This window comes from Sphingomonas sp. Leaf208, from assembly GCF_001421415.1.
Taxonomy (GTDB): Bacteria; Pseudomonadota; Alphaproteobacteria; order Sphingomonadales; family Sphingomonadaceae; genus Sphingomonas.
On sequence record NZ_LMKH01000035.1, the window covers coordinates 133,734 to 159,175 of the forward strand.

Below are 25,442 nucleotides of genomic sequence, written 5' to 3' on the forward strand. Positions count from 1 at the left end.
GACCCGCGATGCCCAAGATCGTTTCCGCCCGCGTCATCGTCACCTGTCCGGGCCGCAACTTCGTCACGCTGAAGATCGAGTGCGACGACGGCACTACCGGGCTGGGTGACGCCACGCTCAACGGCCGCGAGTTGAGCGTCGCGAGCTACCTGACCGACCATGTCGTGCCGTGCCTGATCGGCCGCGACGCGCACCGGATCGAGGACGTCTGGCAGTATCTCTACAAGGGCGCGTACTGGCGGCGCGGCCCGGTGACGATGGCGGCGATCGCTGCGGTCGACACCGCGCTCTGGGACATCAAGGGCAAGCTTGCGGGCATGCCGGTGTACCAGTTGCTCGGCGGCGCGGCGCGCGATGCGTGCATGGTCTACGCGCACGCCAACGGCACCACGATCGAGGACACGATCGCGGTCGCAAAGGCCGAGCAGGCGAAGGGCTACAAGGCGATCCGGCTGCAATGCGGCGTGCCGGGGCTCGCCTCGACCTACGGTGTCGCCAAGCATGGCGCACGCTACGAGCCCGCCGATGCCGACCTGCCGAGCGAGAGCGTGTGGTCGACCGAGAAATACCTCCGCGTCGTCCCCGAATTGTTCAAGGTGGCGCGCGAGGCAATGGGCTGGGACGTGCATTTGCTCCACGATATCCACCACCGGCTGACGCCGATCGAGGCGGGGCGGCTGGGCAAGGCGCTCGAGCCGTATAATCTGTTCTGGATCGAGGATCCGACGCCGGCCGAGAACCAGGAGGCGTTCAAGCTGATCCGCCACCACACGACGACGCCGATCGCGGTGGGTGAGGTGTTCAATTCGATCTGGGATGCGAAGGACCTGATCCAGAACCAGCTGATCGACTATATCCGCGCGACCGTCGTGCACGCGGGCGGCATCACGCACCTGCGCCGGATCGCGTCGCTTGCCGACCTGTACCAGGTGCGGACCGGCTGCCACGGTGCGACCGACCTGTCGCCGGTGGCGATGGCGGCGGCGCTGCATTTCGGGCTGTCGGTGCCCAATTTCGGCGTGCAGGAGCATATGCCGCACACCGATGAGACCGATGCGGTCTTCCCGCACGCGTACAGCTTCGACGACGGCATGATGCATCCGGGCGAGGCGCCGGGGCTGGGCGTCGACATCGACGAGGATCTTGCCGCGACCTACGACTATAAGCGCGCCTATCTTCCGGTCGCGCGTCTCGAGGATGGCACGCTGTGCAACTGGTGAACGCGGCCCCCGCCGCGATCGAGAAGCCGCGCGGGAAAGTGCGGTGGATCGTCTGCGCGCTGCTCTTCGCCGCCGTCGCGCTGAGCTATATCGACCGGCTTGTGCTGCCGGTGCTCAAGCCCGAACTGCAGGCGCGCTACAATTGGAGCGAGCAGGGCTATGCCGATCTGGCGATCGCGTTCCAGGCTGCGTACGGCATCGCCTATGTCCTGTTCGGGCGGTTCGTCGACCGGGTGGGCGCGAAGATCGGCTATGCGGTCGCGGTGACGCTGTGGACGATCGGTCATGTCGCGCATGCGCTGTTCACGAGCGCCGGCATGATGATCTTCGCACGCATCCCGCTCGCGATCGGCGAGGCCGGGGCGTTCCCTGCCGCGCTGGCTGCGGCGAACGAGTGGTTTCCGCAACGCGAACGCGCGCTGGCGATCGGCATCTTCAACGCGGGCTCGAACGTCGGCGCGATCCTCACGCCGTTGATCGTGCCGGTGATCGCGGTGACGTTCGGCTGGCGGATGGCGTTCATCGCGACCGGCGCGCTGACCGTGCTCTGGCTGCTCGCTTGGCTCGCTTTCTACCGATCGCCACGCAAACACCGGCGCGTGACCCCGGAGGAACTGGCCTGGATCGAAGCTGACCCGGTGCCCGCCGCCAAGCCGGTCCGCTGGCGCACGCTGCTGCGCCTGCGCCAGACCTGGGCGTACATGCTCGGCCGCTTCCTGATCGATCCGGTGTGGTGGACCTTCCTGTTCTGGCTGCCCGATTTCTTCAACAGGCAATACGGCGTGAAGATGCTCGATTTCGGTCCGCCGCTGGTCGCCGTGTACGTGCTGGCCGATGTCGGCTCGGTCGCGGGCGGCTGGTTCTCGTCGCGGCTGCTGGCACGCGGCCAGACGCCCAACCGTGCACGGAAGACCGCATTGTTCGCCTGCGCGCTGTTCGCGCTGCCAATCATCTTTGCAGCACAGGCACCCGGATTGTGGTGGGCGGTCGCGGCGATCGGCTTGGCCTGCGCGTGTCACCAGGGCTTCTCCGCCAACGTCTATGCGATCCCCGGCGATCTGTTTCCGCGCGGCATGGGCGGATCGGTGATCGGTCTCGGCGGACTGGCGGGAGCATGCGGCGGCATGCTGATGGCCAAGTTCGCGGGCACGATCCTTGCCGGGGTTGGCAGCTATGGTCCGATCTTCGCGGTCGCCGGTTGCGCCTATCTCGTCGCGTTGCTGGTTATCCACCTGCTCGTCCCGCACTATACTCCCGTTGATCCGGAACGCCTCGCATGACACATCCGCTACGTCTCCACCCCGACCGCCTGTTTCCTAGCGAAGGCCGCACCCGCGACATCGCCCGCGCGCTGCATGCGGGCGTGAAGGACCTGCCGATCATCAGTCCGCACGGCCACACCGATCCGGCATGGTTCGCGCGCAACGAAGCGTTCAGCGATCCCGCCTCGCTGCTGATCGTCCCCGATCATTATGTGTTCCGGATGCTCTACAGCCAAGGCGTGCCGCTCGATGCGCTCGGCGTGCCGACGGTCGATGGCAGCCCGACAGAAACCGATCCGCGAAAGATCTGGCGCATCTTCGCGGAGAACTACCATCTGTTCCGCGGCACCCCCTCGCGGATGTGGCTAGACTGGGTGTTCGCCGAGGCGTTCGGCATCGACGTCCGCCTCGAACCGGCGACCGCGGACCAGTATTACGACACCATCGACGCCGCGCTGAAGACCCCCGAATTGCGCCCGCGCGCGCTGTTCGACCGGTTCGGCATCGAACTGATCGCGACCACCGAAAGCCCGCTGGACCCGTTGGAGCACCATGCCGCGATCCGCGCGAGCGACTGGAACGGCCGCGTCGTCACCGCCTATCGCCCAGACCCTGTCGTCGATCCCGAGACGCCGGGCTTCGCCGCCAACGTCCGCCGTTTCGGCGAGACTGCTAACGCGGATGTCGGCAGCTATGCGGGCTATCTCGCCGCGCATCGTTTCCACCGCGCGCGCTTCCGGGACGCCGGTGCCACCTCGACCGATCACGGCCACCCTTCGGCCGCGACCGCGGACCTTACAACCGCCGAAGCCGAGGCGCTCTATGCCCGCGTGATGGCCCAACCGACCGCCGCAGAGGCCGAACTGTTCCGGGCGCTGATGCTGACCGAGATGGCGGCGATGTCGGTCGAGGACGGCATGGTGATGCAGATCCACCCCGCCGTCTCGCGCAGCCACAACGCCTCGGTCCTCGCGCGCTTCGGCCGCGACAAGGGCGGCGACATTCCGCTGCCGGGCGAATTCGTCCGCGCGCTGAAGCCACTGCTCGACCGGTTCGGCAACGATCCCCGGCTGACGCTGATCCTGTTCACGCTGGACGAGGACACCTATTCCCGTGAACTCGCCCCGCTCGCCGGCCATTACCCGTCGTTGCGGCTCGGCCCGCCCTGGTGGTTCCACGACAGCCCGGAGGGTATGCGCCGGTTCCGCGAGCGGGCGACCGAGACCGCCGGCTTCTACAACACGGTTGGGTTCAACGACGACACGCGCGCCTTCCTGTCGATCCCCGCGCGGCACGACGTTGCGCGCAGGATGGACTGCGCGTTCCTCGCCAAACTCGTTGCCGAACATCGGCTCGAAGAGGATGAGGCGCACGAAGTCGCCCGTGCGCTCGCCTACGACCTCGTCAAGCAAGCCTATCGACTATGAAGCAGCCCGACCTTGAGCTTTGCGCGAAGGGCACGTTCCGGCCGGGACGTCGCGACATCCTGTTCGGAGCGATGGCGATGGTCGCCGCGCCTGCTTTTGGAGCTGGCCCCGCCGCCGAGCCGCGCATCCAGCGTCTGTCGCCGGCGTTCGACCGAATGGTCGCGCCGGGCACGCGGGTCGAGACTATCGCGACCGGCATTCGCTGGGCGGAGGGGCCGGTATGGGTGGAAGCTGGACAATATCTGCTGTTCTCCGATCCGCCTGCCAATATCGTTCGTCGCTGGCACAAGGGTGGCCCCGCCGTGCCGTTCCTTGATCCGTCGGGGGCAGGCGGTACCGATCCGAAGCTCATCCGCGAGCCGGGTGCGAACGGACTGACGCTCGACCGCGAGGGCCGGTTGCTGATCGCGAACAGTGGCGGGCGTTCGATCGATCGCGTGAATCTGGTCACGCGGCGACGCGAGGTGGCGATCGACCGGTATCAGGGCAAGCGGTTCAACAGCCCGAACGACATGCACGTCGCGCGCGACGGGACGATCTACTTCACCGATCCGCCTTACGGCTTGACCGAAGGCGATACCTCGCCGCTGAAGGAAATGTCGGTGAACGGCGTCTATCGGCTGCGTCCCGGTGGCGTGGTCGAACTGCTGGAGGGCGGCCTGACGCGACCGAACGGCATTGCGCTGTCGCCCGACGAGACGCGACTCTACGTATCGGTATCGGACGAAGCTGCGCCGCGGATCATGGTCTACGATCTCGATACGAAGGGCGTGCGCAATGCCCGGGTGCTGCTCGATGCCAAGGCGATGAAGGCGCGGGGTGGGACTGGGTTGCCCGACGGCATGAAGGTCGCGCGGGATGGAACGCTGGTGTGCTCTGTGCCCGGCGGGATGATGTTCATGACGCCTGATGCAGAGCCGCTCGCGCTGGCGACGACTGGCGCGCCCATCGCCAACTGCGCGTTCGGGGAACGGGGGCGGGCGTTGTTCATGACCGCGAACGACCGCGTCCTGCGCCTGCCGCTCCGTGCGGGTTGGCAAAGCGAGGGCTGATCCGACTTCGTTCGACACGGGTCGTTGCCCATCGGTCACGTTGGCACGGTCTTGGGACGCTCCCCGATAGCAACCGCTACCGGGGACAGGTCGATCAGAACCGGGCGCGGACGCCCAGGCGGTAGAAGCGGCCGAGCGTGTCGTACAGGGCCGGGTTCACGTCCAGGCCGGTATTGGTCTGCGGCGCGGGCTCTGGGTCGTGATCGAACAGATTGTCGACCTTGAAGAACATGCTGACCTGCTTGGTCAGGTTCACCGAACCGCCGAGGTCGATGTAGAAGGCGCCCTTCATCGTGTTATAGTCGATGGTCGGGTGGTTGGCCGTCGAGGCCGGGCAAGCGCTGGTGCAGACGACATATTGATTGCCGAACACGCCGTCCGAGAACCAGCGCTCCTGCAGGTTGAGGCTGAAGACGTCGTTGTCGTAGCTCTGCGTCGCCAGCCATTTCCAGTCCGGCGTCGCGCCGTTGTTGGCTCCGGCCTGGTCGACGACGTCAACGCCGGCGATTCCTGCGTCGACGAGGAACTCCTTCACATGCGTGCCGAGCACGCGGAGCGTGAAGTTGCCGGGAATGCCGAGCGGCTTCTTCCATTGATAGCTCGCCTCGATGTCGAACCCGCTGGTCTTCCACGATGCCAGATTGAACGGCTGGACGTTGATGAAATTGCCGCCCTGGGTCGGGCTGTTCAGTACGAAGCCACCGCAGAATGCCTGATTGCCCTCGAAGCAGAAGCGGACGATCTGGTCTGGCGACAGTGTCGAGACGACGCCGTCTAGCTTGATCTTGTAATAGTCGAACGACAGACCGAGACCCGGTGCCCATGACGGGTGCGACAGGACGATACCGACCTCGGTATTGCGCGCGATTTCCGGCTTCAGATTGGGGTTGCCGATCGTGTTCTGGAATGCCTGCACGCCGCCGGCGGGCGGGAAGGGGTTGGTGAAGTTCGGCAGCGTGGTGACGGTCGGTGCGGCGAACAGCTCGGACAGGTTCGGCGCGCGGACGTCGCGCGAGGTGACGGCGCGCAACCGGATGCCGTCCAGTGGTGTATCCCAGGTGCCGCCGGCCTTCCATGCCCAGACCGTGCCCGACGTGCTGTAATGCGTTACGCGACCCGCGCCGTTGAGGTTGGCGCGGCCGATCGCCTCGCTATTGAACAACGGCAGGTTGAGTTCGAGGAAGCCTTCGTACACCTCGTACTTGCCGCGGCCGTTCTTGTAGTTGCCGGCTGCCCAGTTGCTGCCCAGCGCGGAATTCAACAGTGGATCGGCAGGATAGGCAGTGCTGTTGGGGCTGAGTGCGGTGACGCCGGCGCCATAGGGATCGCCGTGGACGCGGTAGAATTCGCGACGATACTCGCCACCGAAGGCAACCGACAACGGCCCGGCCCACAGGTTGAGCGGCTCGCCGGAGAAGTTGAGGCTGGCGACGTCCTGCGTCAGCTTGGTGCGCTGGAGCGGGCCGTTGGCAGGCGTGACATAGGCGAGCGCCGATGCCGACGGCACCGCACCGCCGAAGATGTTGATCGGCTGGCATCCGGCGGCACGCGCGACCGGATCGGCGCAGACGATCGCGCCGTTCAGCGTGATCGCGTTGGTCGCGGCGACGTAGCGCGGCTGCAACACGGTATTGTCGACGTCGATCGCCGCCAGCGTAATGCCGTGTTCGTAATAGGTGTCGTAGTTCCAGGGTGTACCGCCGATCTCGAACTTGCCCTTCAGGCCGCCGACGAAGCGGTATTGGCGACGGTCGGTCTGGACCAGCGGATCGGGAAAGTTGCCGTTGCTCGTACCGAAGCCGAACTGCGTGATTCCCACGGTATTGGCGGCGGGATTGATCGCCGTCGCACAGCGATCACGCACCAGCTGCGGCAGGAAGGGGTTGGCGCACTGCACGGTCAGGCTGGCGCGGTTGTAGCCCGGGCTTGGCTGGTTGCTGGTCTTCACTTGCGCGATGTTGACGGTCACATAGGCTTCGTTGTTTTCCGCGAAATCGAAGCCGATCCTCCCGAAGCCGTTCAGTCGCTCAAGCGACGATTTCAGCGACGCGCCCGAGCCCGGCGCACCGCTCAGGTCGCCGCCGACGCAGAAGCTGTTGCCGGGGAAGCAGCCGGTGACGCCGGCCGGGGCATTGTTGTTCGGAACGTTGCGGACCGGGACGCCGTTCGAGCCATAGTTGAAATTGTACGGCGCGCCGTTCTGGTCGAACGCGATGCCCTGCAACGGGCCATTGTTGATCAGACCGTAGCGCGCATATTGATAGGGCTGGGCATAGTCGCGGTAGTTGAACTGCGGCAGGCCGTTGTTCGCCTGTCCAGTGTTGACCAGCGTGGTGGCGCGGTACCAGTCGCGACCCTTGGCGAGGTCGGTGCCGAAGTCACCCGGGCCGACGCCGTCTTCGTCGTCATATTCGCCGCTGACGATCAGGTGCAGCTTATCGCCGAACAGCGACGTGCCGAATGCCGCCTGGACCAGGCCCTGCTTGTCGTCGCCATAGTTGGTGATGCCGCCCTGGACGTTCGCCTTGAAGCCCTTGAAGCGCGTGTCGGTGATGAAGTTGACCACGCCGCCGACCGCGTCCGAGCCGTAGGAGGCCGATGCGCCACCGGTGACGACGTCGACGCGCTTGACCAGCAACTGCGGGAACATGCTGATGTCGGGCACGCCCGACACGTTTGCCCCGACGACGCGTTGGCCATCGAGCAGGGTCAGCGTACGGATCGGGCCGAGGCCGCGCAGTGAGAAGGAGCTGAGCCCCTGCGTGCCGCTGGACGTGCTGAACGTGCCAGTGGAGGCGCCGGTCGAGCCTTGCAGCGACGGCAACTGCGCGACCGCGTTGAAGATGTTAGGCTGGGCGTTCTTGAGGATCTGGTCCTCGCCGATCACGGTCGTCGGCGTCGGTGCGTTGTACCCGCTAGAGACGATGCGCGACCCCGTGACGACGATGTCTCTGTCCGGCGCAGCCTGATCTTCGGCAGCAGTCTGCGGGGTCAGGGTCTGGGGCGGCGCTGCCGGATCGGCCGATTGGGTCGGAGCGGGCAGGTCGGACGGCGGGGCAGCGGTCTGGGCGGCGGCAGGGGCGCAGAGTAACGCGGTGGCCAGCACGATCATGCTGGTTGCGTTAACATTGAAAGATCCGACTGACCGTCGACCGCGCGTAACCTTGTTCATCCGTCCATCCCCTTGTCGCACGTAGCGCGTGCCGTGGTCCGGCTTGGCGACGTGTCATTCTTGCCGTTCTCTACGATATACTGAGCGCGGTATCATCTACGACCATGGTCGCAGGTGCGGCGCGTGAGCCGAAGCCTGACGCGTCAGGGCATCAGGCGCTTGCGGCCTTGCGAGAGATGCCAGCGCATCGCCAGCGCGGCGCCGTCCGCATCCTGCGCACGGATAGCTTCGACGATCGCGTCGTGCTCGTCCATCATCGCCTTGATCACTTCCGGCGCGCGCGACCGCGAGATGTCGACACCGGCGCGCAGGATCCGCATCACCGCGTCCTGGAGGTGATCGAAGACCGGCAGGAACGCAGCGTTGGCGGTCGCCTCGGCGATCGCCCGGTGCAGCACCCAGTCCTCGTCATGCGCCGGCGCATTCGACAGCAACGCGGTGCGCAACGCTTCCAAAGCATGCTCGATAGCGTCCATCTGGTGATGCGACCGGCGTTGTGCCGCGAGCCGCGCCGCTTCCGCCTCCAGTACGAAGCGCACTTCGTAGGTGCCGAGCGTCGCCGCGATGTCGGCCATTGGCATGTGCGACCCGAGCCGCTCCGACGGTCGCCGCTTGACGTAGGAACCCGCGCCGCGCCGTGCCTGCGTGATGCCGTCGGACGCGAGCCTCGCGAGCGCCTCGCGGACGATCGTGCGGGACATGCCGAACATCGTGGCGAGTTTGTCCTCGGCCGGAAGCCGGTCGCCGACCGCGAGCTGCTCGTCGAGGATGATCTGGACGATCGCGGTATAGGCGCGGTCCGCCAGCCTTATGCCGTTCGCGGCGGGCTTGTCCGGAACGATCGGCGGCGTGGTGCTCGGAGTCTCAGACGACATGGCTGAGCGCCAGGACGAACGCGAGGCCGACCACCGAGATCGACGTCTCCAGCATCGACCAGGTGCGGAACGTGTCCGCGGTGCTGGTGCCGACATAGCTTTTAACGAGCCAGAAGCCGGGATCGTTGACGTGGCTGAAGAATACGGAGCCCGCGCCGATCGCCAGCACGACGAGTTCCGGTGACACGCCCGAGCTTGCGACGACGCCCGGCATGATCCCGACCGCGGTGATCGTCGCCACGGTCGCGGAACCGGCCGCCAGGCGGATGCCGACTGCGACCAGCCAGCCGAGCAACAGCGGCGAGATCGAATACATCAGTACCGTGCGCGCGAGCAGGTCGGATAGGCCTGCGGTCACCAGCACCTGCTTCAACGCGCCGCCCGCGCCGATCGCGAGCAGGATCGCGCCCGCGGCGCCCATCGTCTCGTGCCACACCGCGTTCTGGATGGCAGCCTCGCGCAGGCGGCGGCCGAACAGCAGCGGGAGTGCGATCAGGTTGGTCAGCAGCAGCGCGACCACAGGGTTGCTCGCGGCGACCAGCCAGGCGGTGCCCTTAAGGCCGGGGATCATCTGGCCAAGCTCGCCGGTCGCGATCATCAGCACCGGCAGGAGCACGATCAGCAGCGACCACAGCCGCGGCGGCGGGGCGATGCCGAGCCCCGGATCATGCAATACCGGCGCTTCCAGCCGCACGCCGCGCGTCGTGAACTTCGCAAGCAGCGGCCCCGAGATGATCGCCGTCGGAATGGCGATCGCGATGCCGTAGAGCATCGTCTTGCCGAGGTTGGCACCCAATGCCTCGACCGCGAGCAGGGGGCCGGGATGGGGGGGGACCAGCGCATGGACCACGCCGAGCCCTGCCAGCGCCGGCATAATCAGCCTCAACTTGGCTGCATCGCGCTCTGCGCCGTCCTTGCCGGTCATCTCCTCGGCAGCGGCGACGACGATCGGCAGCAGCAGCACGAGTCCTGTCTCGAAGAACAGCGGAAGCCCGACGACGATCGCGATGCCTAGCGTCGCCCACGGCGCGGCCTGCTTGCCGGTCAACTGCAACGCGCCTTTGGCAAGCGACGCAGCCGCGCCCGACAGATGCAGCATCGCGCCGAGCGACAGGCCCAGCGCGACCACCAGCCCGGTGCCGCCGATGATGTCGCCCACGCCCTTCTGCACCGCCTTCGCGACGTCGGGGAGGGGAAGTCCGGCGAGCAGGCCGACGGTGAACGCGCCGCACAACAGGCCGATAAAGGGGTGGAGTCGACCGCGAACGATCATCAGGACGGCGAGGAATATCCCCGCGAGTGCGGCGATCACGAGTCGCATGTCTGCGCTGATCATCGGCCCACAGGTCGCAGTCGCGTGCGCTCGTCCAGTGCTCGTGACATCACGCCCCTCCCGATAGTCGGCGGCGCGTTCGCCTGCCGAATTGATCGCATATCTGTACGACAGGTCTTTTCGATCTGACAACAAAAAAGGCTTGATTGCGTCCGATCGCACGGCCCATAGTCAAAACCTGTCCAACCGAATCCGCGTAACGGATCACTGGATCAACAGCGACAGCCACCGCGTCTCGGCCACCCATCGGCCGCTACGACTTCGGCCGGCGCACAGGGAGGGATGACCATGGAACGGCCTGGACACGATACGCACCAATCTTCGGTCGCGACCACTGCCGCGACGTGCGCTGCGTCGCCGCGCCTGACGCCGACGCAGATCAGGGTCCTCCGCGGCGTCCATTCGGGTTTGCTCAACAAGCAGATCGCCTTTGATCTGGGCATCGCCGAGGCTACCGTGAAGGTTCACATGACCGCCCTGATGCGCAAGCTGAACGTCCGCAACCGGACGCAGGCCGCGATCGTCGCGCAGACGCTGGCGATCTGACACTTGCCTTCGATCTCCTTCTGGCGGGGAGGGGCGAAGGGCTACGAATACGACCTTCGTCGCAGATGAAGCGGACCTCCACGAACGGTAGGACTGCTGTCCTGATAACGGGAGACGGACGATGGTTGCGAAATGGCTGCTCTGCGGAACGGTGCTTCTTGTCGCCAGCCCGGCCGTTGCAAAGACCGTGGCTGCAAAGACGGCGGCGCCAACCAAGTCGGTCTCGGTCTATCTCAGCCAGCCCAATGATCCGCAGGCGGTAACCGTCAAAGGCGTCGGCGACGGCCGCGCGGACGATAGCGCGGTGATCCAGCAGGCGATCGACGCGGCGGCGGCCGGCGGTCATGGCGGCGTCGTGTTCCTGCCGTCGGGACGCTATCGGATCACACGCACGATCTTCATCCGGTCCGCCGTCCGCGTCTTCGGTGTCGGCTCGACTCGCCCGGAGATCGTCCTTGCCGACAACAGCGCGGGCTTTGGATCCGGCGTGGCGGCGATGGTCAGCTTCACCGGCGAGGACCAGTACCGCGTCGGCAAGGCACCCGTACCGCCGCGCACCAGCGTCCCGTTCGATCCGGCGATCTACGATGCGACCTCGAGCACCTTCTATTCCACGCTGTCCAACGTCGATTTCCGGATCGGTGACGGCAATACGGGCGCGGTCGCGGTACGTTTCCGCGTCGCGCAGCATGGCTATCTGCGGCACATCGACTTCCACATCGGCTCGGGTCTTGCCGGCGTCTATCAGGCGGGCAACGAGTTCGAGAATCTGCGGTTCTTCGGCGGTCGCTACGGCATCATGTCGGAGAAGACCTCGCCCGCGTGGCAGTTCACGCTGCTGGATTCGGAGTTCCAGGGACAGCGCGACGCAGCGATCCGCGAGCATGAGGTCGACCTGACCCTGGTCAACGTCGCGATCCGGGATACGCCGGTCGGGATCGAGATCGACCGCGGCTATTCGGATTCGTTCTGGGGTAAGGACGTCCGGTTCGAGAACGTATCGCAGGCAGGTATCGTCGTTTCGGCGGAGAACAGCGTCTTCACGCAGATCGGCTTCGACAATGCGGTCGCCAGCAATACGCCGACCTTCGCGCGCTTCCGCGACAGCGGCAAGACGATCGCGGCCGCGGGGCCGACCTACCGGGTCGCCGACTTTTCCTACGGTCTGAAACTGGCGGGCCTCGGCACGATCGGCGAATATGCGACCGACGTTTCGATCGCGCCGCTGTCACGACTACCCACTCGACGTGCGCCGGCGATCCGGGCCATGCCGGCCGTGCGCGAATGGACGAACGTGCGTGATTTGGGCGTCAAAGGTGACGATGCCACCGACGATACTGCAGCCTTGCAGCGCGCGATCGACACCCACCGCGTGCTATATCTCCCGGTCGGTCGGTACCGCGTCACCGACACGCTGAAGCTGCGGCCCGACAGCGTGCTGATCTCGCTGCATCCTAGCCTCACGCATCTCTATCTCCCCGACGAGACGCCGGCCTATATGGGCGTCGGTGGCCCGAAGGCTCTGCTGGAGAGCGCGAAGGGCGGCAACGCGATCGTCTCCGGCCTCGGGCTCTGGACCGGCGGCGTGAACCCGCGCGCGACGGCGTTGCTCTGGAAGGCGGGCGAGGCGTCGATGGTCAATGACGTCAAGATCCAGGGCGGGGGCGGCACCGTGCTGACCAAGGGCAGCCCGATCGGATTCGGCGATCCGCGCGCGCGCTTCGATGGGCAGCATCCCAGCATCTGGGTGACCGACGGCGGCGGCGGCACGTTCGCGGCGATCTGGTCGCCGAACACGCTGGCATCGGCGGGCTTCCACGTCTCGAACACCAAGACTCCCGGTCACGTCTACGAACTGTCGGCCGAACATCATTATCGCGCGGAGATCGTGCTCGACAACGTCGAGAACTGGGAATTCCTCGCGCCGCAGACCGAGCAGGAGGTGCGCGACGGCGTCGACGCGATTTCCACCGAGATCCGCAATTCGCGCAACATCCTGTTCGCCAATTACCACAGCTACCGCGTCACGCGGTCGATCAAGCCGATGGACGCCGCGGTAAAGCTCTACAACTCCGGCGATATCCGTTTCCGCAATGTCCATGTGAACGCCGAAAGCGGGTTTGCGAGCTGCGATGCGAAGGGCTGCGGCACGTATCTGCGCGCGAGCAAGTTCCCGTTCGAGAACACGATCAAAGACATGACGCGCGGGCAGGAGGTGCGCGAGTTGGAGTTCGCCAAGCTCGACGTGCCGGCCGCACCTGCAACGGCGGTCCAAACCCCGATACCGGCAACGCCGGGCGTCGAGAAACTGGCCGACGGATTCTATTCGATCGCCGGCGGTGCAGTCGATGCGCAGGGCAAGCTCTACTTCATCGATCGCCGCTTCCAGCGGATCCATGGCTGGTCGAAGACCGAAGGCCTGTCGATCGTCGCGGAAGCGCCGCTCGACGCGGTGAACCTAGCGGTCGCCAAGTCTGGCGATCTGCTGGTGCTGTCGTCGGCCGGGCGAGACGGGACCGTCTACAGCATCGATCCGACCAAGCCGGCTGACGTTCGAGTCATCGCACCGACCCCAGCCAAGGCGAGACGCGGTGCGGCGACGGTGTTGCCAGTCAACGTCTGGGCGAATGGCGAGTTCGCCGACCGGATCGATCCTACGACGTACCAATATCCACCGCTCGCCGATTTCTTCACCGGCAAGATGGGCGAGGCGAAGGCGCAGGAATATGTCTCGCCCGACGGTTCGCTGGTGCTGCCGGCGTTCCGCGTGTGGAATCAGGGGCCGGACGATCATCAGGGTTGGCGCTGGTCCGATACGCTCGACTCTTACGGGTTCGTCACGGCGCCCCCCGGCGAGAGGGTGGTGCTGACCAACGGGTCGGAGAACCGCACGTATAGCGGTCTGGTCGGCGACAATGGCCGGGTGACGGACCTCAAGGTCGTCGCACCGCGCGGCGGCGAGAGCGCGACGCGCGACGCGGCCGGCAACCTGTACGTCGCCAATGGACAGGTGTTCGTCTACCGGCCGGACGGCTCGCTGTTACGCCGTATCGACGTACCGGAACGTCCGCTGCAACTCGTCATCGGTGGCGCCGATCGTCGTACGCTGTTCATCCTGGCGCACCACGCACTCTACTCTATCGGACTGTAAGCGCGCCGGGCGGTCGGTCAGATCGCCCGCTTGCGCCGAACCAGGCTGACCGTCTGGATCAGCGTCGCCAGTGCGGTCAGCATGATGCCGAGCATGGCCACGCCGGACCAGCCGGCCGCGGCCCAAGCCTGCGTCGCGGCGGCGGACCCGACCGCGCCGCCCAGGAACATGCCGCCCATGAAGATAGTGTTGAGCCGCGCCCTCGCTTCGGGGCGCAGCGCGTAGACGATGTGCTGGTTGGACACGAGCGCACTCTGGACGGCGAAATCGAGCACGATGACACCGACGACCATGCCCGCGATCGAGGTCCACACGCCGAACAGGATCCACGAAACCAGCGTCAGCGCGGCGCCGAGCGCGATCACCATATGCGGTCCCTTTCGATCCGCGTACCGTCCGGCGATCGGTGCGGCGAAGATCCCGACTGCGCCGACGATGCCGAACAGGCCCGCCACGTCGGCGCCCAGCGCATAGCGCGGCTCCTGAAGCCTAAGCGCGAGGATGGTCCAGAACGCGGTGAACGCGGCGAAGATCAGCGACTGGGTGACGGTCGCGAGCCGCAATGCGCCGAACTCGCGCCACAGCCCGACGAGCGAGCGGAGGAGGCCGCCATAGGACAGCGTCGCGGCTGGCTGGCTGCGGGGCAACTTGATCGCCATCCAGAGGCCGACGGCGAGCGCCATCGGCACGCCGAGCCAGAACATCTCGCGCCAGCCGGCATGCGTGGCGACGAAGCCGGCGAGTGTTCGGCTCAACAATATGCCGCACAACAGGCCCGACATGACCGTGCCGACGGTCGCCCCGCGTCGATCCGGGGCGGCGAGGTTGGCGGCTAGCGGGACGATCTGCTGCGCGACCGTGGAGGCGATGCCGACCAGAAGCGAGGCAGCCACGACCAGGCCTGCGGTGGGCGCAATCGCGGCGGCGACCAGCGCGGCGGCGAGGACCGCGAACTGGATCACGATCAGGCGCTTGCGCTCGATCAGGTCGCCGAGCGGTACGAGGAAGAACAGACCCGCGGCATACCCCAGTTGTGTCGCGGTGGGGATCAGCGTGGACAGTTTGCCCGGCAGATCCTTCTCGATCACGCCGAGCATCGGCTGGTTGTAATAGATGTTGGCGACCGCGACGCCGGCAGCGGCCGCCATCGCAAACGTCACGCTGCTGGTCAGGACATAGCCCGTCGTACGAGGTTCCGGGCGGTCTTGCGCAGTCGATGTCATGGTCAATTCCGGTGTACGGCGCTGCGCCTGACGGGCGCGCCATGCTTGCAGGTGAATGGATCGGGCGTTGTTAGCGGGCGGCGACGCGCGCTCGGGTTAGATGGGCAGTTCGCCCGTAAGGTAAAGTGCGGACGGCGGGCTCGACGGCAGCGTAGGTTCGGGCGCGGTACGCGTTGCGGCGGTACGAAGCCACTCCGGGCCACCGTCGCGGTGCCGGGTCGAGCTATCCGACCGCGTCGGCACCTTGCCGTAGATCGGCGGCCCGTCGCGACCGGGCGATCCTGCGCCGAACGACGCCGCGATGTTGCCGTAGGTCGACGGATCGCGTCCGTCGAGGCTGAGCCGGTCGTTCAGGTAGCAGGCTGTCGCCCATGCCGTCTCGGGATCGGGCGTCAGGGCGATGATCCGCTTGGCCCAGTACATGCGCAGATTATTGTGCATCCAGCCATCGACCAGGAACTGGCGCTGGCAGGCGTTCCAGGTCTCGTCGCGGGTGGTTCCGTTGAGCAAGTCGGCGAGCGTTTCCACTTCCGGACGCGGGTCAGAAGCGTGCGCTGCGAGCGTTTCGCGGGCCCATTCCGAGACGCGGTCGTAGCGCTCGGGCGAGGGAAGCGCGCGAGCCTGGTAGTGGAACCATTCGCGCCATGTCAGCAGTTCGTCGGCGAATTTGGTCTTGGCGGCGGCGGGCGCATCGGCGGCTTCGACGGTGGCCATGACTTCGCGTGGGCCGATCACGCCGAAATGCAGATAGGGCGAGAGCATGCTGGCACCGACCGATTTGGTCGCATCGTTGCGGGTCGTGGCATAGGTCGGCAGCACAGTGTCCATCAGCCGTTCGAGTTTCGTCAGGGCGCCGTCGCGGCCGGCCGGGAAGTCGGGACTGAGCACAAGCGAATGATCGATCGCCGCGCTAGCGACCAGACGGTCAAGGTCGGCATTGCTGCATGACTCAAGTCGATCCGATGTGAAGGGCAGGGGGCCGTCATACGCGGCAATGTCCGCCTGAAGGTCGTCGATCGCCAGCCAATCCGCACGCACTGCCTCGTGCTTGCGCCGGAACGCGGTGGTCGAGCCGATGCCGTCGCCGAGTAGCGCGGGGGGGACCAGACATGCGGCATTGACCGCGAACATCGCGACTTCGGTGCGGGCGGCGACACGGTCCGACTGCCAGCGCGCGACGAAGGTCGGCTGGTCCTCGACGAACACCGCGGCGCTGTCGGCGGCCAGACGATAGACCAGGCCCTTCTCGCGCGCGTCGTCGCGATCGACATGCTGGACGCAGGCAAGGCCGCGCTGTCGGCAGTCGCGCGCGAGATCGCGGCTCGCACCCAGAATGAAGTGGTGAAGGCGATCGGACGCGTAGGGGTAGTCTTCGCGCAGCCCGTGGTAGACGAGGATCGGCAGGCCGAGATCGTTGCCGAGACGGATAGCCGCGTCGATCACCGGATTGTCGCGGGCACGCAACGCCTGCTGCAGCCAGCAAAGGACGTAGCGCCCCGTCGGACGTACTTCCGCCGCGTTCATCCGGCGGACGCGGGACGCCTCGGCCCAGGAGTCCAGCGATTCTATAGTCGAAGGTTGTGAGAGCGGCGTTACCATGATGGCCCAACACACGGGGCCGTTGCGACGATCCCTTCAGGGGCGGACGTATGCCAAAGCGTCGAGTGCCTCGGAGATCAATGCGGCGACGACCGTCTGGCCGAGCGCATCAGCCTCCGCCAGCGCATCCTCGAGATGCTCGCGAAGCCGTTGATCGGGATTGAGCATCCGTTGGGGCATGTCTGAGTTATATCGCCGCAAACGTTTGGTGATACAAGTCGGTCCCTCGACTAGTCGCAAAAATGTCTCGACCTGCCCGCTTAACTCCGTGAGAACTGATGTTGGTAGTAAATATCATGGGCAAAGCCGCGACTCAGAGGTCTCGGTAGTAAAAGATTTCCGCTTCGTCTGCAGGGCGCAAGCCAACGATCTGCCCGGCTAATTGCCAATTGGTGCGTGTCAAAAGTCCGACAGCGGCGCTGTTATCGACACCGGTCGAGATGAAAACTCTGCCACTCAAGACAGATTTCAGTTCGGCTATCAACGATTGGGCGATCCCGTGGCGACGATAGTCCGGATCGACGACCAGTTTGTTCACATAGTCCTTGCCGATGCATCCGCCGGTCTGCCACGCGATATAGCCTGCGATGACGCCGTCCGCTTCGGCTACAAGCATGCGGCGCTCGACGATCTCCGCGATCCGGTCTCCGGGGAAGGAATCGAACGCCATCAACCGTGAAAGGTCATAGGGTTCGGCGGCTCGGATCGCGGTCATGGTCTCTCCCTGTTGCAACCGATCGCTGGTTCCAGGTCGGCGGCTTGAAGGGCAGAACGGACGTTCCGGCTGGAAGTCTCACGAGTTGCTTTAGATTATAGAGATTCCTGGTACGTTCCTGCTCCGTGCGCCGGTCGTGCGCGAACGAGTTGCCTGGACCGTGTTCGCGCGGATAAGCTGGCGGAATGGAAAACACCGCACCGCAGCTCGATCTGTTCACCCGCCTCGAAATCGCGATCGAGGAGCGCAACGAGGCCGCCGAAGCCTTCGACGTCTTCAAGCAGGATGCCGTGATGGCACACGCCCCGGTCGCTGGAGCGGAGCCGGCCGTGACGAGCGAGGACGCCGCCGATGCCGCCGCGGGCGAGGTCGACGACTTCAACGCCGAGGTGAACGCGCTGTTGCAGGGCGCGACGGACGCGGAGCTTGCGGGCGCGTACGACCAGTCGGGTGGCGAGGTCGGCAACCCGGTGGCCGAGGCGCTGCTGGGCGAGATCAAGCGCCGCGAGGGTCGCGCCTGACCGTGCGACGCCGCCGTTAGCCGAGACATTTTGTGATGCGGTGAGTCTTTATGCCGCGTTGCAACGTAACTGTCACACCGCCGCGGTGTTGGCGTTCCCTTGCCGACCCTGGTGGTGCTCGTCGATCGAGCAGTAGAGGCGGTCGGCCTACCTTGTTTTCACAGCATGTTTTCTGGGTAGGCCGGCCGCTGCGCGCCATTCTTGGGGAGGGGCTTGAGGTTCGCCGGTGCACCGCGTCCGGCACTCCAGCCAGATCAACGTGATAGCCCTTTCCACCACCCGCCCAACCGCCTAAGCGAAACGCATCCCCGGGGGGCCGCTGATGTGCGGCTGAGAGGTGGGCAACAGCCCATGACCCGCTGAACCTGATCCGGCTTATACCGGCGTAGGGAGGGTCTGCGGCTGGCCCGTCGTCCCTCCGATTGGAGTGGACGTGACGTTTTTTAATGCTGGTTTTTTGTTGTGACGCGCCCGTTTATAGCGCGTGGCCGCCCTGCTTTCCGGGTAGCGCTGACCCTCTCGGCGAGCCTTGCCGCATCCTCTGCAAGCGCGCAGGTCGCGTCCGAGCCGGTCGAACCCACGGAAATTCGTGTGGTCGGCAAGCAGGATCCGGCCGGCTTGCTCCCGGACCAAAAGGTACCGCGCGCGCAGAGTGCGATCTCCGCCGACTTCATCGTCAAGCAGGCGCCCACGCTCAACGCGTTTCAATTGGTGACGCTGCTGCCCGGCGCGAACGTCGCGTCGAGCGACCCGTACGGTCTGTCGACGAGTTCCAGCCTCACGTTGCGCGGGCTCGGCCAGGACGAGATCGGCGTGCTGATGGAAGGCGCGCCGCAGAACGACATCGGCTATTATTATGCCTATCCGTCGCAGTTCGCGGATCCCGAGAATTTGAAGCGCATTTCGCTCGCGCAGGGCTCGGTCGATATCGACTCACCCACGCTCGGCGGCGCGGGCGGGCTGTTGTCGCTCGCGCTCGACGATCCCAAGGCGCGTCCCGGTGCGCTCGTCGACTTGTCGCTCGGCAGCTACGCGGCGCGGCGTGGGTTCTTCCGGGTCGATAGCGGGACGATCGGCAATACCGGGCTGAAGGCGTTCCTGTCCTATTCGAATACCCGTGCGGACAATTGGCGAGGTGCCGGCTACGATACGCGCCAGCATATCGACGCCAAGATCCTGGGCGAATGGGGCGCCGGCAACCGCGCCAGCCTTGCGTTGTCGTACAACGACGCGAACTCGTCGAGCTATCCGAGCCCGACGCTCGCCGAATGGAACGCGCAGGGCCGCGACTTCAACTACGACAAGCGCTACACGGCGGGGAACACGAACTATTGGCGCCTGTACCGCGCGCCGTTCCGGAATCTCTACGCCTCCGCGCCGGTGCATCTGGTGCTGACCGATCGGCTGGCGCTCGACACCACCACCTATCTCCAGTTCGGCTACGGCAACTCGCCCTACGGGACGCAGCTGACCACGGAAGGGAATTTCCTCGGCACTGAGGAACTGGCACAGCCGATTGCGCTGCCCGGTGCGGTCGACGGCGTCGCGACCGTGCTCGGCAATTACACCGGCGACCAGATGCGGACCGGCAACGTCAGCAAGCTGACCTTCAGGACCGGCGCGCACACGCTCACGGCGGGGCTCTGGTTCGACTACGGCACCGACCGCGTCACGCAGTCCTACACCTCGATCGACGCAGACGGGCAGCCGACCGATCGCTGGGGCTATCGCGCCGAGGCGATCCGCACCGCCGATGGCCGCCTGCTCGCCTATGAGAACCAGCGCACCGTCACCGTGACAAAGGGCTTCTTCGTCGCCGACAGCATCGCGCTGACCCCGCGGCTGACGATCGATGCCGGGTTCAAAGGCGTGAACGTCGTGCGTAACGGCCGCAATTACCTCCCCGGGCCGCAAGACAAGGTGCGCAACGACAGCTTCGCCGCGTTGCCGCGTGCCGCGATCCACTACCGGATCGACGATCGCCAGCAGCTGTTCGCCAACATCACCACCAACTTCCGCACGCCCAACGAGTTCACGCTCTATAACAGCTACTATGGTGGCGAAGTGGTCGTGCAGGGGACGAACGCGCTGAAGAACGAATATTCGGTCTCGCAGGAGATCGGCTATCGGTTCATCGGCGAACAGCTCTCCGCCTCGGTGACCGGCTTCCACTACAAGTTCCGCAACCGCCAGCTCGCGACCGTGCTCGACCAGGGCGGCGCGCAGGTGAATGCGACGCTCAACGCTGGCGGCCAGACCTCGTACGGCGTCGATGCGGAGATCGACTACCGCCCGGTCGCGGGTGTCAGCCTGTATCTCTCGGGCGAATATCTGCGCGCACGGATCGACGACGATCTTCCGGTCGGTGCGGACTTTCTGCCGACCAGGGGCAAGCACGCGGTGTCCAGTCCGACCGTCCAGTTCGGCGCCGGTGGGATCTACGACGACGGGCGTTTCTTCGGCAGTGTCGCGTCGAAATATATCGGGCGGCAATATGCGAGCTTCATGAACGATGAGCGCATCAAGGGCTATGCGACGCTCGACCTATCGGTCGGCATGCACCTCGCCGACTGGCTCGACGGCAAGCGCACCGATCTGCGGGTCAACGCGATCAACGTCACCGATCCACACGTCCTCGCCGGCGTGCAGTCGGTCAGCACCAATGCGCAGGACACGATCGGCCGCAACGGCACGGTCATCGCCGGCGCGCCGCCCGCTTATTACATCGGCAGTGGCGCGGCGGTCATGGCGACGATCTCGCGGGCGTTCTGAGGTGGCGTCGCAGCTGAAGCATCTGGTCCATGGCATGGGTACGACGCTGGAGGCGCCGACATGGCCCGCGATTGCAGCGGACGAGGCCCAAGCCGCGCTGGCGCACTTTCCCGCGGCTGGGCGGATGACCGGGCTACACTGGCATTCCCCGCGCCCCTTCTCCGCCGCGACGCTGGTGCACACGACGAACGGCGCGTTCCTGTTGAAGCGCCACCATCACCTTGTCCGCACGATCGAAGGGCTCGCCGAGGAACATGCGTACATCGTGCATCTCGCCGGTGCGGGCGTGTCGGTGCCCGAAGTGATGGCGACCGCACAAGGGGCGAGCGCCGTCGCGATCGGTCCGTGGTCGTACGAACTGCACCGCCAGGCGCCGGGGGAGGATTTGTATCGCGACCGGCTGTCGTGGACGTCGTTCCTGTCGCTCGACCATGCCCATGCCGCCGGCGTGGCGCTGGCGGAACTGCACGTCGCGGCGCGCGGGTTCGATGCGCCAGTGCGACGCCGACAACCCCTGGTCTCGAGTTTCACGATACTTCCTGCCGCCGATCCGCTGGCTGCGGCGAGCGCCTATGTTGCCGCCCGCCCGGCGCTGGCCGCGTTCCTCGCGGACCGGCCGTGGCAGGCGCAACTTGCGCGATTGTTCGAGCAGGCCGATAGCGACCTGTCGTTGCTTCTCGCGAAACAAGCGCCGTTGTGGACGCACAATGACTGGCATCCTTCCAACCTTCTCTGGACGCCAGAGGGCGCGGTACGGACCGTGTTCGACTTCGGGTTGGCCGATCGCACGAATGCCGTTCACGACATCGCGACGGCGATCGAGCGGACGTCGGTGCGATGGCTGGATCTGGGGCAGGGGGCTGACGATGCGATCGCCGATCCCGAGACGGCGCTGGCGCTTATGGCGGGCTATGCCGAAGTCCTACCGCTGAGCGATGAGGAGATCGCCGCGGTCGTGTCGCTGTTGCCGCTGGTTCATGTTGAATTCGCGCTGTCGGAGGCCGATTATTTCACCGCCTTCGTGGCGGACACCGCGTCCGCCGCCATGGCTTGGGATGGGTATTTGATCGACCATGCCGCGTGGTTCTTCTCGCGTCCGGGCCAGGACTTCCTGCGTCGGATCGCGCCGTGATGACGCCGCTCGAGATCATCGCGGTCGTCGTCAGTTTCGCCGGGATATGGCTGACCGCGAAGCGCAACATGCTGTGCTGGCCAATCAATTTCGTCGCCTGTGCGCTCTACTTCAAGCTGTTCCTCGACGTACGGCTCTATGCGGACATGGTGCTTCAGGCGCTGTTTGCGATCGCGATCGTCTATGGCTGGCTGGCCTGGGCGCGGGGGAAGGACGATAAAGGCGATGTCGTCGTGGAGCCTTTGCGGCCATCGCGTGCGCTCGCCGGTCTTGGCGCGGGCGCGGTCGGGGCGTTCGTGATCGGCTGGTTCATGAGCCGTTACACCGACGCGGCATTGTCCTGGGCCGACGCGACGCTCAGCAGCTTTAGTCTGGTCGCGCAATATTGGGTCGCGCGGCGTCATGCGGCGAACTGGCTGCTGTGGATCGCGGTCGACGTCCTGTATGTCGGGATGTTCGCCTACAAGGGGCTCATGCTCACTGCCGGGCTGTACGCGGCGATGGTCGTGCTGGCCGTGATCGGATATCGGCGCTGGCAGGCGCGCTCCACCGGCTAGTGCGCGCGAAACGGAGATTGGGCGTTGGTGGACAAAAAGGACTGGGACGGCGACGCGGTCCGCAAATGGCTGGACGCACGGGGTATTGCTGCGCGATCCGAGCAGGTTGTGGCCGAGCGTGGCGGCCGTGAATTGCAGGATGACTGCGACAAGGCATCAGCCGAGGAAATGGTCTGTGCGCTGATGAGCCGCAAAGGCGTCGCGGACAGCCAAGCGACGTTTACCGCCGCGCTTGCTGCGATACTGGACCGCGACGAGTATATCTGGCGCGGCGTCTACAACGATACGCGCTTCGACCGGCACGTGCGGTCCTACGCTAGAAAGCTGGTTAAGATGGCGAAGACGAACACCGGGTTCAAGAACGTCGCACATTACCAATAGGCTTGGATAAGGCGGCCCGCTCGACAGAGAGCGGGCCGTATTTCAGCGATTAGCGACGGTCGAAGTCGAACCAGCCGCGCTTCGTGCCATCATTATTATAGGCCGGGCGGGCCGACGACGCGGCTACGGGACGCGTGTCAGGCGACACGAAGATCGAGCGATCCTCTACCGGCGCACGGGTCGTCGTCACCGGTACGACTGGCGCTACCGGCGTGGCCTTTACGAGGCGCGCATTCTCATGCTCGGCCTCAACCGCACGCTTTTCGGCGGCGGCGGCGCGGATGTCGGCATCCTTCTTGGCGACCGCGTGCGCGTCACGCTCGGCGTGATAGCGCGCCTTCCACTTCTTGCCACCGGGATGGCTCGCCAATCCGAACAGCCAGCCGGCGACGAAGATTAGCGCGAGCGCGGCGAATTGCGTAGGCGTGGAAAACAACGGCATCGAAAAACCCTCCTGTTACGGGGGCTCAACGATCCGTTGGCGTTGCGGTTGCTTACCCCTTGAGCAGCGCGTCGGAGATCGAGCAGGCGGCTGGACCGAGAATGACGACGAACAGCACCGGCAGGATGAACAGGATCAGCGGCACGGTCATGATCGCGGGCAGACGTGCCGCTTTCTCCTCGGCACGCATCATGCGTTCGTTGCGAAATTCGCCCGACAATACGCGCAGTGCGGAGGCAAGCGGTGTGCCGTATTTCTCGGTCTGGATCATCGTCGTGACGACGCCCTTCACCGCGTCCAGCTTCACGCGCAACGCGAAGTTCTCGAACGCGCTGCGGCGGTCGGTCAGGAAGCCCAGCTCGATCGCGGTGAGGGTGAATTCCTCGCCCAGTTCGGGATAGGCGCGGCCGAGTTCGCGCGCGACGCGGTGGAACGCGGCATCAACGGTCAGGCCGGCCTCGGCGCAAATCACGAGCAGGTCGAGCGCGTCGGGAAGGCCCTTGCGGATCGCATCCGAGCGCTTCTTGATCTTGTTGTCGAGATACAGGTCCGGCGCCTTGTAGCTCAGGATGAAGCTCATCGCGACGAGCCCGTATTTCTTGAGCGGGCCCCAGGTCGCGAAGCCATCGGTGCCATAGACCCAGTAGAGCATCGCCCCGCCGATCACGATCGGCAGCACCAAGCGTCCGAAGATCACTGCGGGCGCCCATTCCTTCGAGCGGATGCCGGCCTGCATCAGCTTGACCTGGACCGCCTTGACCTGGCTGTCCTGCAGCACTTTCATCGACGACAGGATGCCGCGCATCCGATCCGCGGTGTCGTTGCGCGTGACGAGTTTGGCGCGGCGCTTGGTCGAGGCGGTGATGCCGGCCTTCAACTGTTCGCGTCGGTCGTTCAGCGCCTTGACGCGCTTCGCCATCGGATCGTGGACCGTCGTCACCGCATAGATCGCGATCATCACGGCGAACGCGGCGACACCCGACAGGATCGTCGCGACCCAGAGTACGTCGACCCCGAGCAGGGTAGGTCCGGCGGTCTCGCCCATCGTCAGTCCCTCAGATCTCGAAGTTGATCATCTTGGCCATGATGAAGGCGCCGATCGCCATCCACATCATGCCGCCCATGCCGATCGCCATCAGCCGTTCGTCGACGAAGAACCGCTGCATGTAGGTGCCGTTGATGAACCAGATCAGCGCGAACACGATGAATGGCAGCGCGCCGATGATGTACGCGGACGCCTTCGACTCCGACGACATCGCCTTGATCTTCAGCTTCATCTGGCCGCGCATGCGCAGCACGTTGGCGAGATTGGCAAGGGTCTCGGCAAGGTTGCCGCCGGTCTCGCGCTGGATCGCGATGGTGATGACGAAGAACTGGAATTCGGGCGTGCCGAGCCGGTCCGCGGTCTCCTGGAGCGCGGCGTCCATCGTCCGGCCAATCTTCATCTTGTCGCTGACCGAGCGGAATTCCTCGCCGACCGGGCCGTCGAGCTCGTGGCCGACGACGCCGATCGTCTCGCTGATCGGCAGGCCGGAGCGCAAGCCGCGGACGAGAAGCTCGATCGCGTCGGGAAACTTCGCGGTGAACTTGCCGACGCGGCGGTTGATCGTCTTGCCGACGACCAGATGCGGCAGGCCGATGCCGACGAACAGGCCGAACAGCAACGCGAGCAGGATCGGCATGCCCTTGAACAGCATGAGTGCCGCGACGACCAATGCGATCCCCGCGGTCGCCATGCCGTATTGGCCGACGGTCCAGTCCTTGCCCGTCATCGCGAGCCGCTTCGCGAGCTGCACCGGATTGGGCAGGATACGACCGAACGCCAGATCCATCTTGGTATCGCGTGCATGCGAAATGCGCCGCATGTGTGCGTCCGCCACGGTGATCTCGTCGCCGTGCCGTTCGCGTAACGCCACGAGCCGGCGCGATTTCGCGCGGCCCGGGGAGGGCCCGGCGAATGCGAACACGATCATCCCCAGCACGATGCTCGCGCCGACCATCACGAGCAGGAGCGGCGCCATGCCGGTCATCGCGTGACGCTTGTCAGGTGGGCGTGATCATA

The 25,442-nt window shown here is 65.5% G+C and carries 21 protein-coding genes and 1 riboswitch; of the genes, 11 read left to right on the plus strand and 10 right to left on the minus strand.

Features of this window, described 5'->3' with window-relative positions; translation table 11 throughout:
- Positions 1-8: 8 nt before the first annotated feature.
- The 4 genes from manD to ASE69_RS15700 are packed head-to-tail and all read left to right on the plus strand — an operon-like array spanning position 9 to position 4,961.
- Entirely contained in the window at positions 9-1,220 is a 1,212-nt protein-coding gene (gene manD, locus ASE69_RS15685; protein WP_056488667.1) for a D-mannonate dehydratase ManD, read from the plus strand.
- Positions 1,214-2,500 (plus strand): MFS transporter, encoded by a 1,287-nt coding sequence (locus ASE69_RS15690; protein WP_235518935.1) that lies wholly within the window; start codon positions 1,214-1,216, stop codon positions 2,498-2,500. The genes manD and ASE69_RS15690 overlap by 7 nt, the downstream gene beginning before the upstream one ends.
- Positions 2,497-3,909, plus strand: coding sequence for a glucuronate isomerase (gene uxaC / locus ASE69_RS15695; RefSeq protein WP_056488673.1), 1,413 nt, complete (start codon positions 2,497-2,499; stop codon positions 3,907-3,909). The genes ASE69_RS15690 and uxaC overlap by 4 nt, the downstream gene beginning before the upstream one ends.
- Complete coding sequence (locus ASE69_RS15700) at positions 3,906-4,961, plus strand: SMP-30/gluconolactonase/LRE family protein (protein ID WP_082453167.1); 1,056 nt, start codon at positions 3,906-3,908, stop codon at positions 4,959-4,961. The genes uxaC and ASE69_RS15700 overlap by 4 nt, the downstream gene beginning before the upstream one ends.
- 94 nt (positions 4,962-5,055) lie before the next feature.
- Here ASE69_RS15700 and ASE69_RS15705 read toward each other — a convergent pair whose 3' ends face one another.
- From ASE69_RS15705 to ASE69_RS15715, 3 genes are all read right to left on the minus strand, one after another.
- Positions 5,056-8,073 (minus strand): TonB-dependent receptor plug domain-containing protein, encoded by a 3,018-nt coding sequence (locus tag ASE69_RS15705; RefSeq protein ID WP_056488676.1) that lies wholly within the window; start codon positions 8,071-8,073, stop codon positions 5,056-5,058.
- A 203-nt stretch (positions 8,074-8,276) separates the two neighbouring features.
- Positions 8,277-9,008 carry a FadR/GntR family transcriptional regulator gene (locus ASE69_RS15710; RefSeq protein WP_056488679.1) on the minus strand — a complete coding sequence of 244 codons (732 nt, stop codon included), beginning with the start codon at positions 9,006-9,008 and terminating at the stop codon, positions 8,277-8,279.
- Positions 8,998-10,344, minus strand: coding sequence for a GntP family permease (locus ASE69_RS15715; RefSeq protein WP_056489407.1), 1,347 nt, complete (start codon positions 10,342-10,344; stop codon positions 8,998-9,000). The genes ASE69_RS15710 and ASE69_RS15715 overlap by 11 nt, the downstream gene beginning before the upstream one ends.
- Before the next feature lie 285 nt (positions 10,345-10,629).
- Here ASE69_RS15715 and ASE69_RS15720 point away from each other — a divergent pair, with 285 nt between their 5' ends.
- Together ASE69_RS15720 and ASE69_RS15725 are read left to right on the plus strand one after the other, a co-directional pair.
- Positions 10,630-10,887 (plus strand): helix-turn-helix domain-containing protein, encoded by a 258-nt coding sequence (locus ASE69_RS15720; RefSeq protein WP_082453206.1) that lies wholly within the window; start codon positions 10,630-10,632, stop codon positions 10,885-10,887.
- Between the two features lie 121 nt (positions 10,888-11,008).
- On the plus strand, positions 11,009-14,038 hold the full coding sequence (locus ASE69_RS15725) for a glycosyl hydrolase family 28-related protein (RefSeq protein ID WP_082453168.1): 3,030 nt from the start codon (positions 11,009-11,011) through the stop codon (positions 14,036-14,038).
- A 17-nt stretch (positions 14,039-14,055) separates the two neighbouring features.
- On the opposite strand, the gene ASE69_RS15730 is transcribed toward ASE69_RS15725, so the two are convergent.
- The 4 genes from ASE69_RS15730 to ASE69_RS15740 form a co-directional block, all read right to left on the minus strand.
- On the minus strand, positions 14,056-15,261 hold the full coding sequence (locus ASE69_RS15730) for an MFS transporter (protein ID WP_056488682.1): 1,206 nt from the start codon (positions 15,259-15,261) through the stop codon (positions 14,056-14,058).
- 96 nt (positions 15,262-15,357) lie between these two features.
- Complete coding sequence (locus ASE69_RS15735) at positions 15,358-16,785, minus strand: deoxyribodipyrimidine photo-lyase (RefSeq protein WP_156362366.1); 1,428 nt, start codon at positions 16,783-16,785, stop codon at positions 15,358-15,360.
- Between the two features lie 111 nt (positions 16,786-16,896).
- Positions 16,897-17,040 carry a hypothetical protein gene (locus ASE69_RS22185; protein ID WP_156362367.1) on the minus strand — a complete coding sequence of 48 codons (144 nt, stop codon included), beginning with the start codon at positions 17,038-17,040 and terminating at the stop codon, positions 16,897-16,899.
- Positions 17,041-17,173: 133 nt separating this feature from the next.
- Positions 17,174-17,575, minus strand: a complete 402-nt coding sequence (locus tag ASE69_RS15740; protein ID WP_056488688.1) for a GNAT family N-acetyltransferase — start codon at positions 17,573-17,575, stop codon at positions 17,174-17,176.
- A 185-nt stretch (positions 17,576-17,760) separates the two neighbouring features.
- On the opposite strand from ASE69_RS15740, the gene ASE69_RS15745 reads away from it, so the two are divergent.
- The 5 genes from ASE69_RS15745 to ASE69_RS15765 all read left to right on the plus strand — a co-directional run bounded on the left by ASE69_RS15745 (position 17,761) and on the right by ASE69_RS15765 (position 22,938).
- Entirely contained in the window at positions 17,761-18,096 is a 336-nt protein-coding gene (locus tag ASE69_RS15745) for a hypothetical protein (RefSeq protein ID WP_056488691.1), read from the plus strand.
- A 299-nt stretch (positions 18,097-18,395) separates the two neighbouring features.
- A riboswitch (TPP riboswitch) is annotated at positions 18,396-18,505 on the plus strand.
- Positions 18,506-18,558: 53 nt separating this feature from the next.
- Positions 18,559-20,868 carry a TonB-dependent receptor gene (locus ASE69_RS15750; RefSeq protein WP_235518859.1) on the plus strand — a complete coding sequence of 770 codons (2,310 nt, stop codon included), beginning with the start codon at positions 18,559-18,561 and terminating at the stop codon, positions 20,866-20,868.
- Position 20,869: 1 nt separating this feature from the next.
- Complete coding sequence (locus ASE69_RS15755; RefSeq protein WP_056488694.1) at positions 20,870-22,000, plus strand: phosphotransferase enzyme family protein; 1,131 nt, start codon at positions 20,870-20,872, stop codon at positions 21,998-22,000.
- Entirely contained in the window at positions 22,000-22,557 is a 558-nt protein-coding gene (gene pnuC, locus ASE69_RS15760) for a nicotinamide riboside transporter PnuC (protein WP_056488697.1), read from the plus strand. Before ASE69_RS15755 ends, pnuC begins: the two co-directional genes overlap by 1 nt.
- 27 nt (positions 22,558-22,584) lie before the next feature.
- Positions 22,585-22,938, plus strand: coding sequence for a hypothetical protein (locus ASE69_RS15765; RefSeq protein ID WP_235518937.1), 354 nt, complete (start codon positions 22,585-22,587; stop codon positions 22,936-22,938).
- Between the two features lie 49 nt (positions 22,939-22,987).
- Here the strand turns inward: ASE69_RS15765 and ASE69_RS15770 are convergent, their stop codons facing one another.
- Genes ASE69_RS15770 through ASE69_RS15780 form a run of 3 tightly spaced genes read right to left on the minus strand, consistent with a single transcriptional unit; the run spans position 22,988 to position 25,401 of the window.
- On the minus strand, positions 22,988-23,380 hold the full coding sequence (locus tag ASE69_RS15770) for a hypothetical protein (protein WP_056488703.1): 393 nt from the start codon (positions 23,378-23,380) through the stop codon (positions 22,988-22,990).
- A 52-nt stretch (positions 23,381-23,432) separates the two neighbouring features.
- Complete coding sequence (locus tag ASE69_RS15775) at positions 23,433-24,425, minus strand: type II secretion system F family protein (protein WP_056488706.1); 993 nt, start codon at positions 24,423-24,425, stop codon at positions 23,433-23,435.
- 10 nt (positions 24,426-24,435) lie between these two features.
- On the minus strand, positions 24,436-25,401 hold the full coding sequence (locus tag ASE69_RS15780; RefSeq protein ID WP_056489416.1) for a type II secretion system F family protein: 966 nt from the start codon (positions 25,399-25,401) through the stop codon (positions 24,436-24,438).
- Positions 25,402-25,442 lie beyond the last annotated feature (41 nt).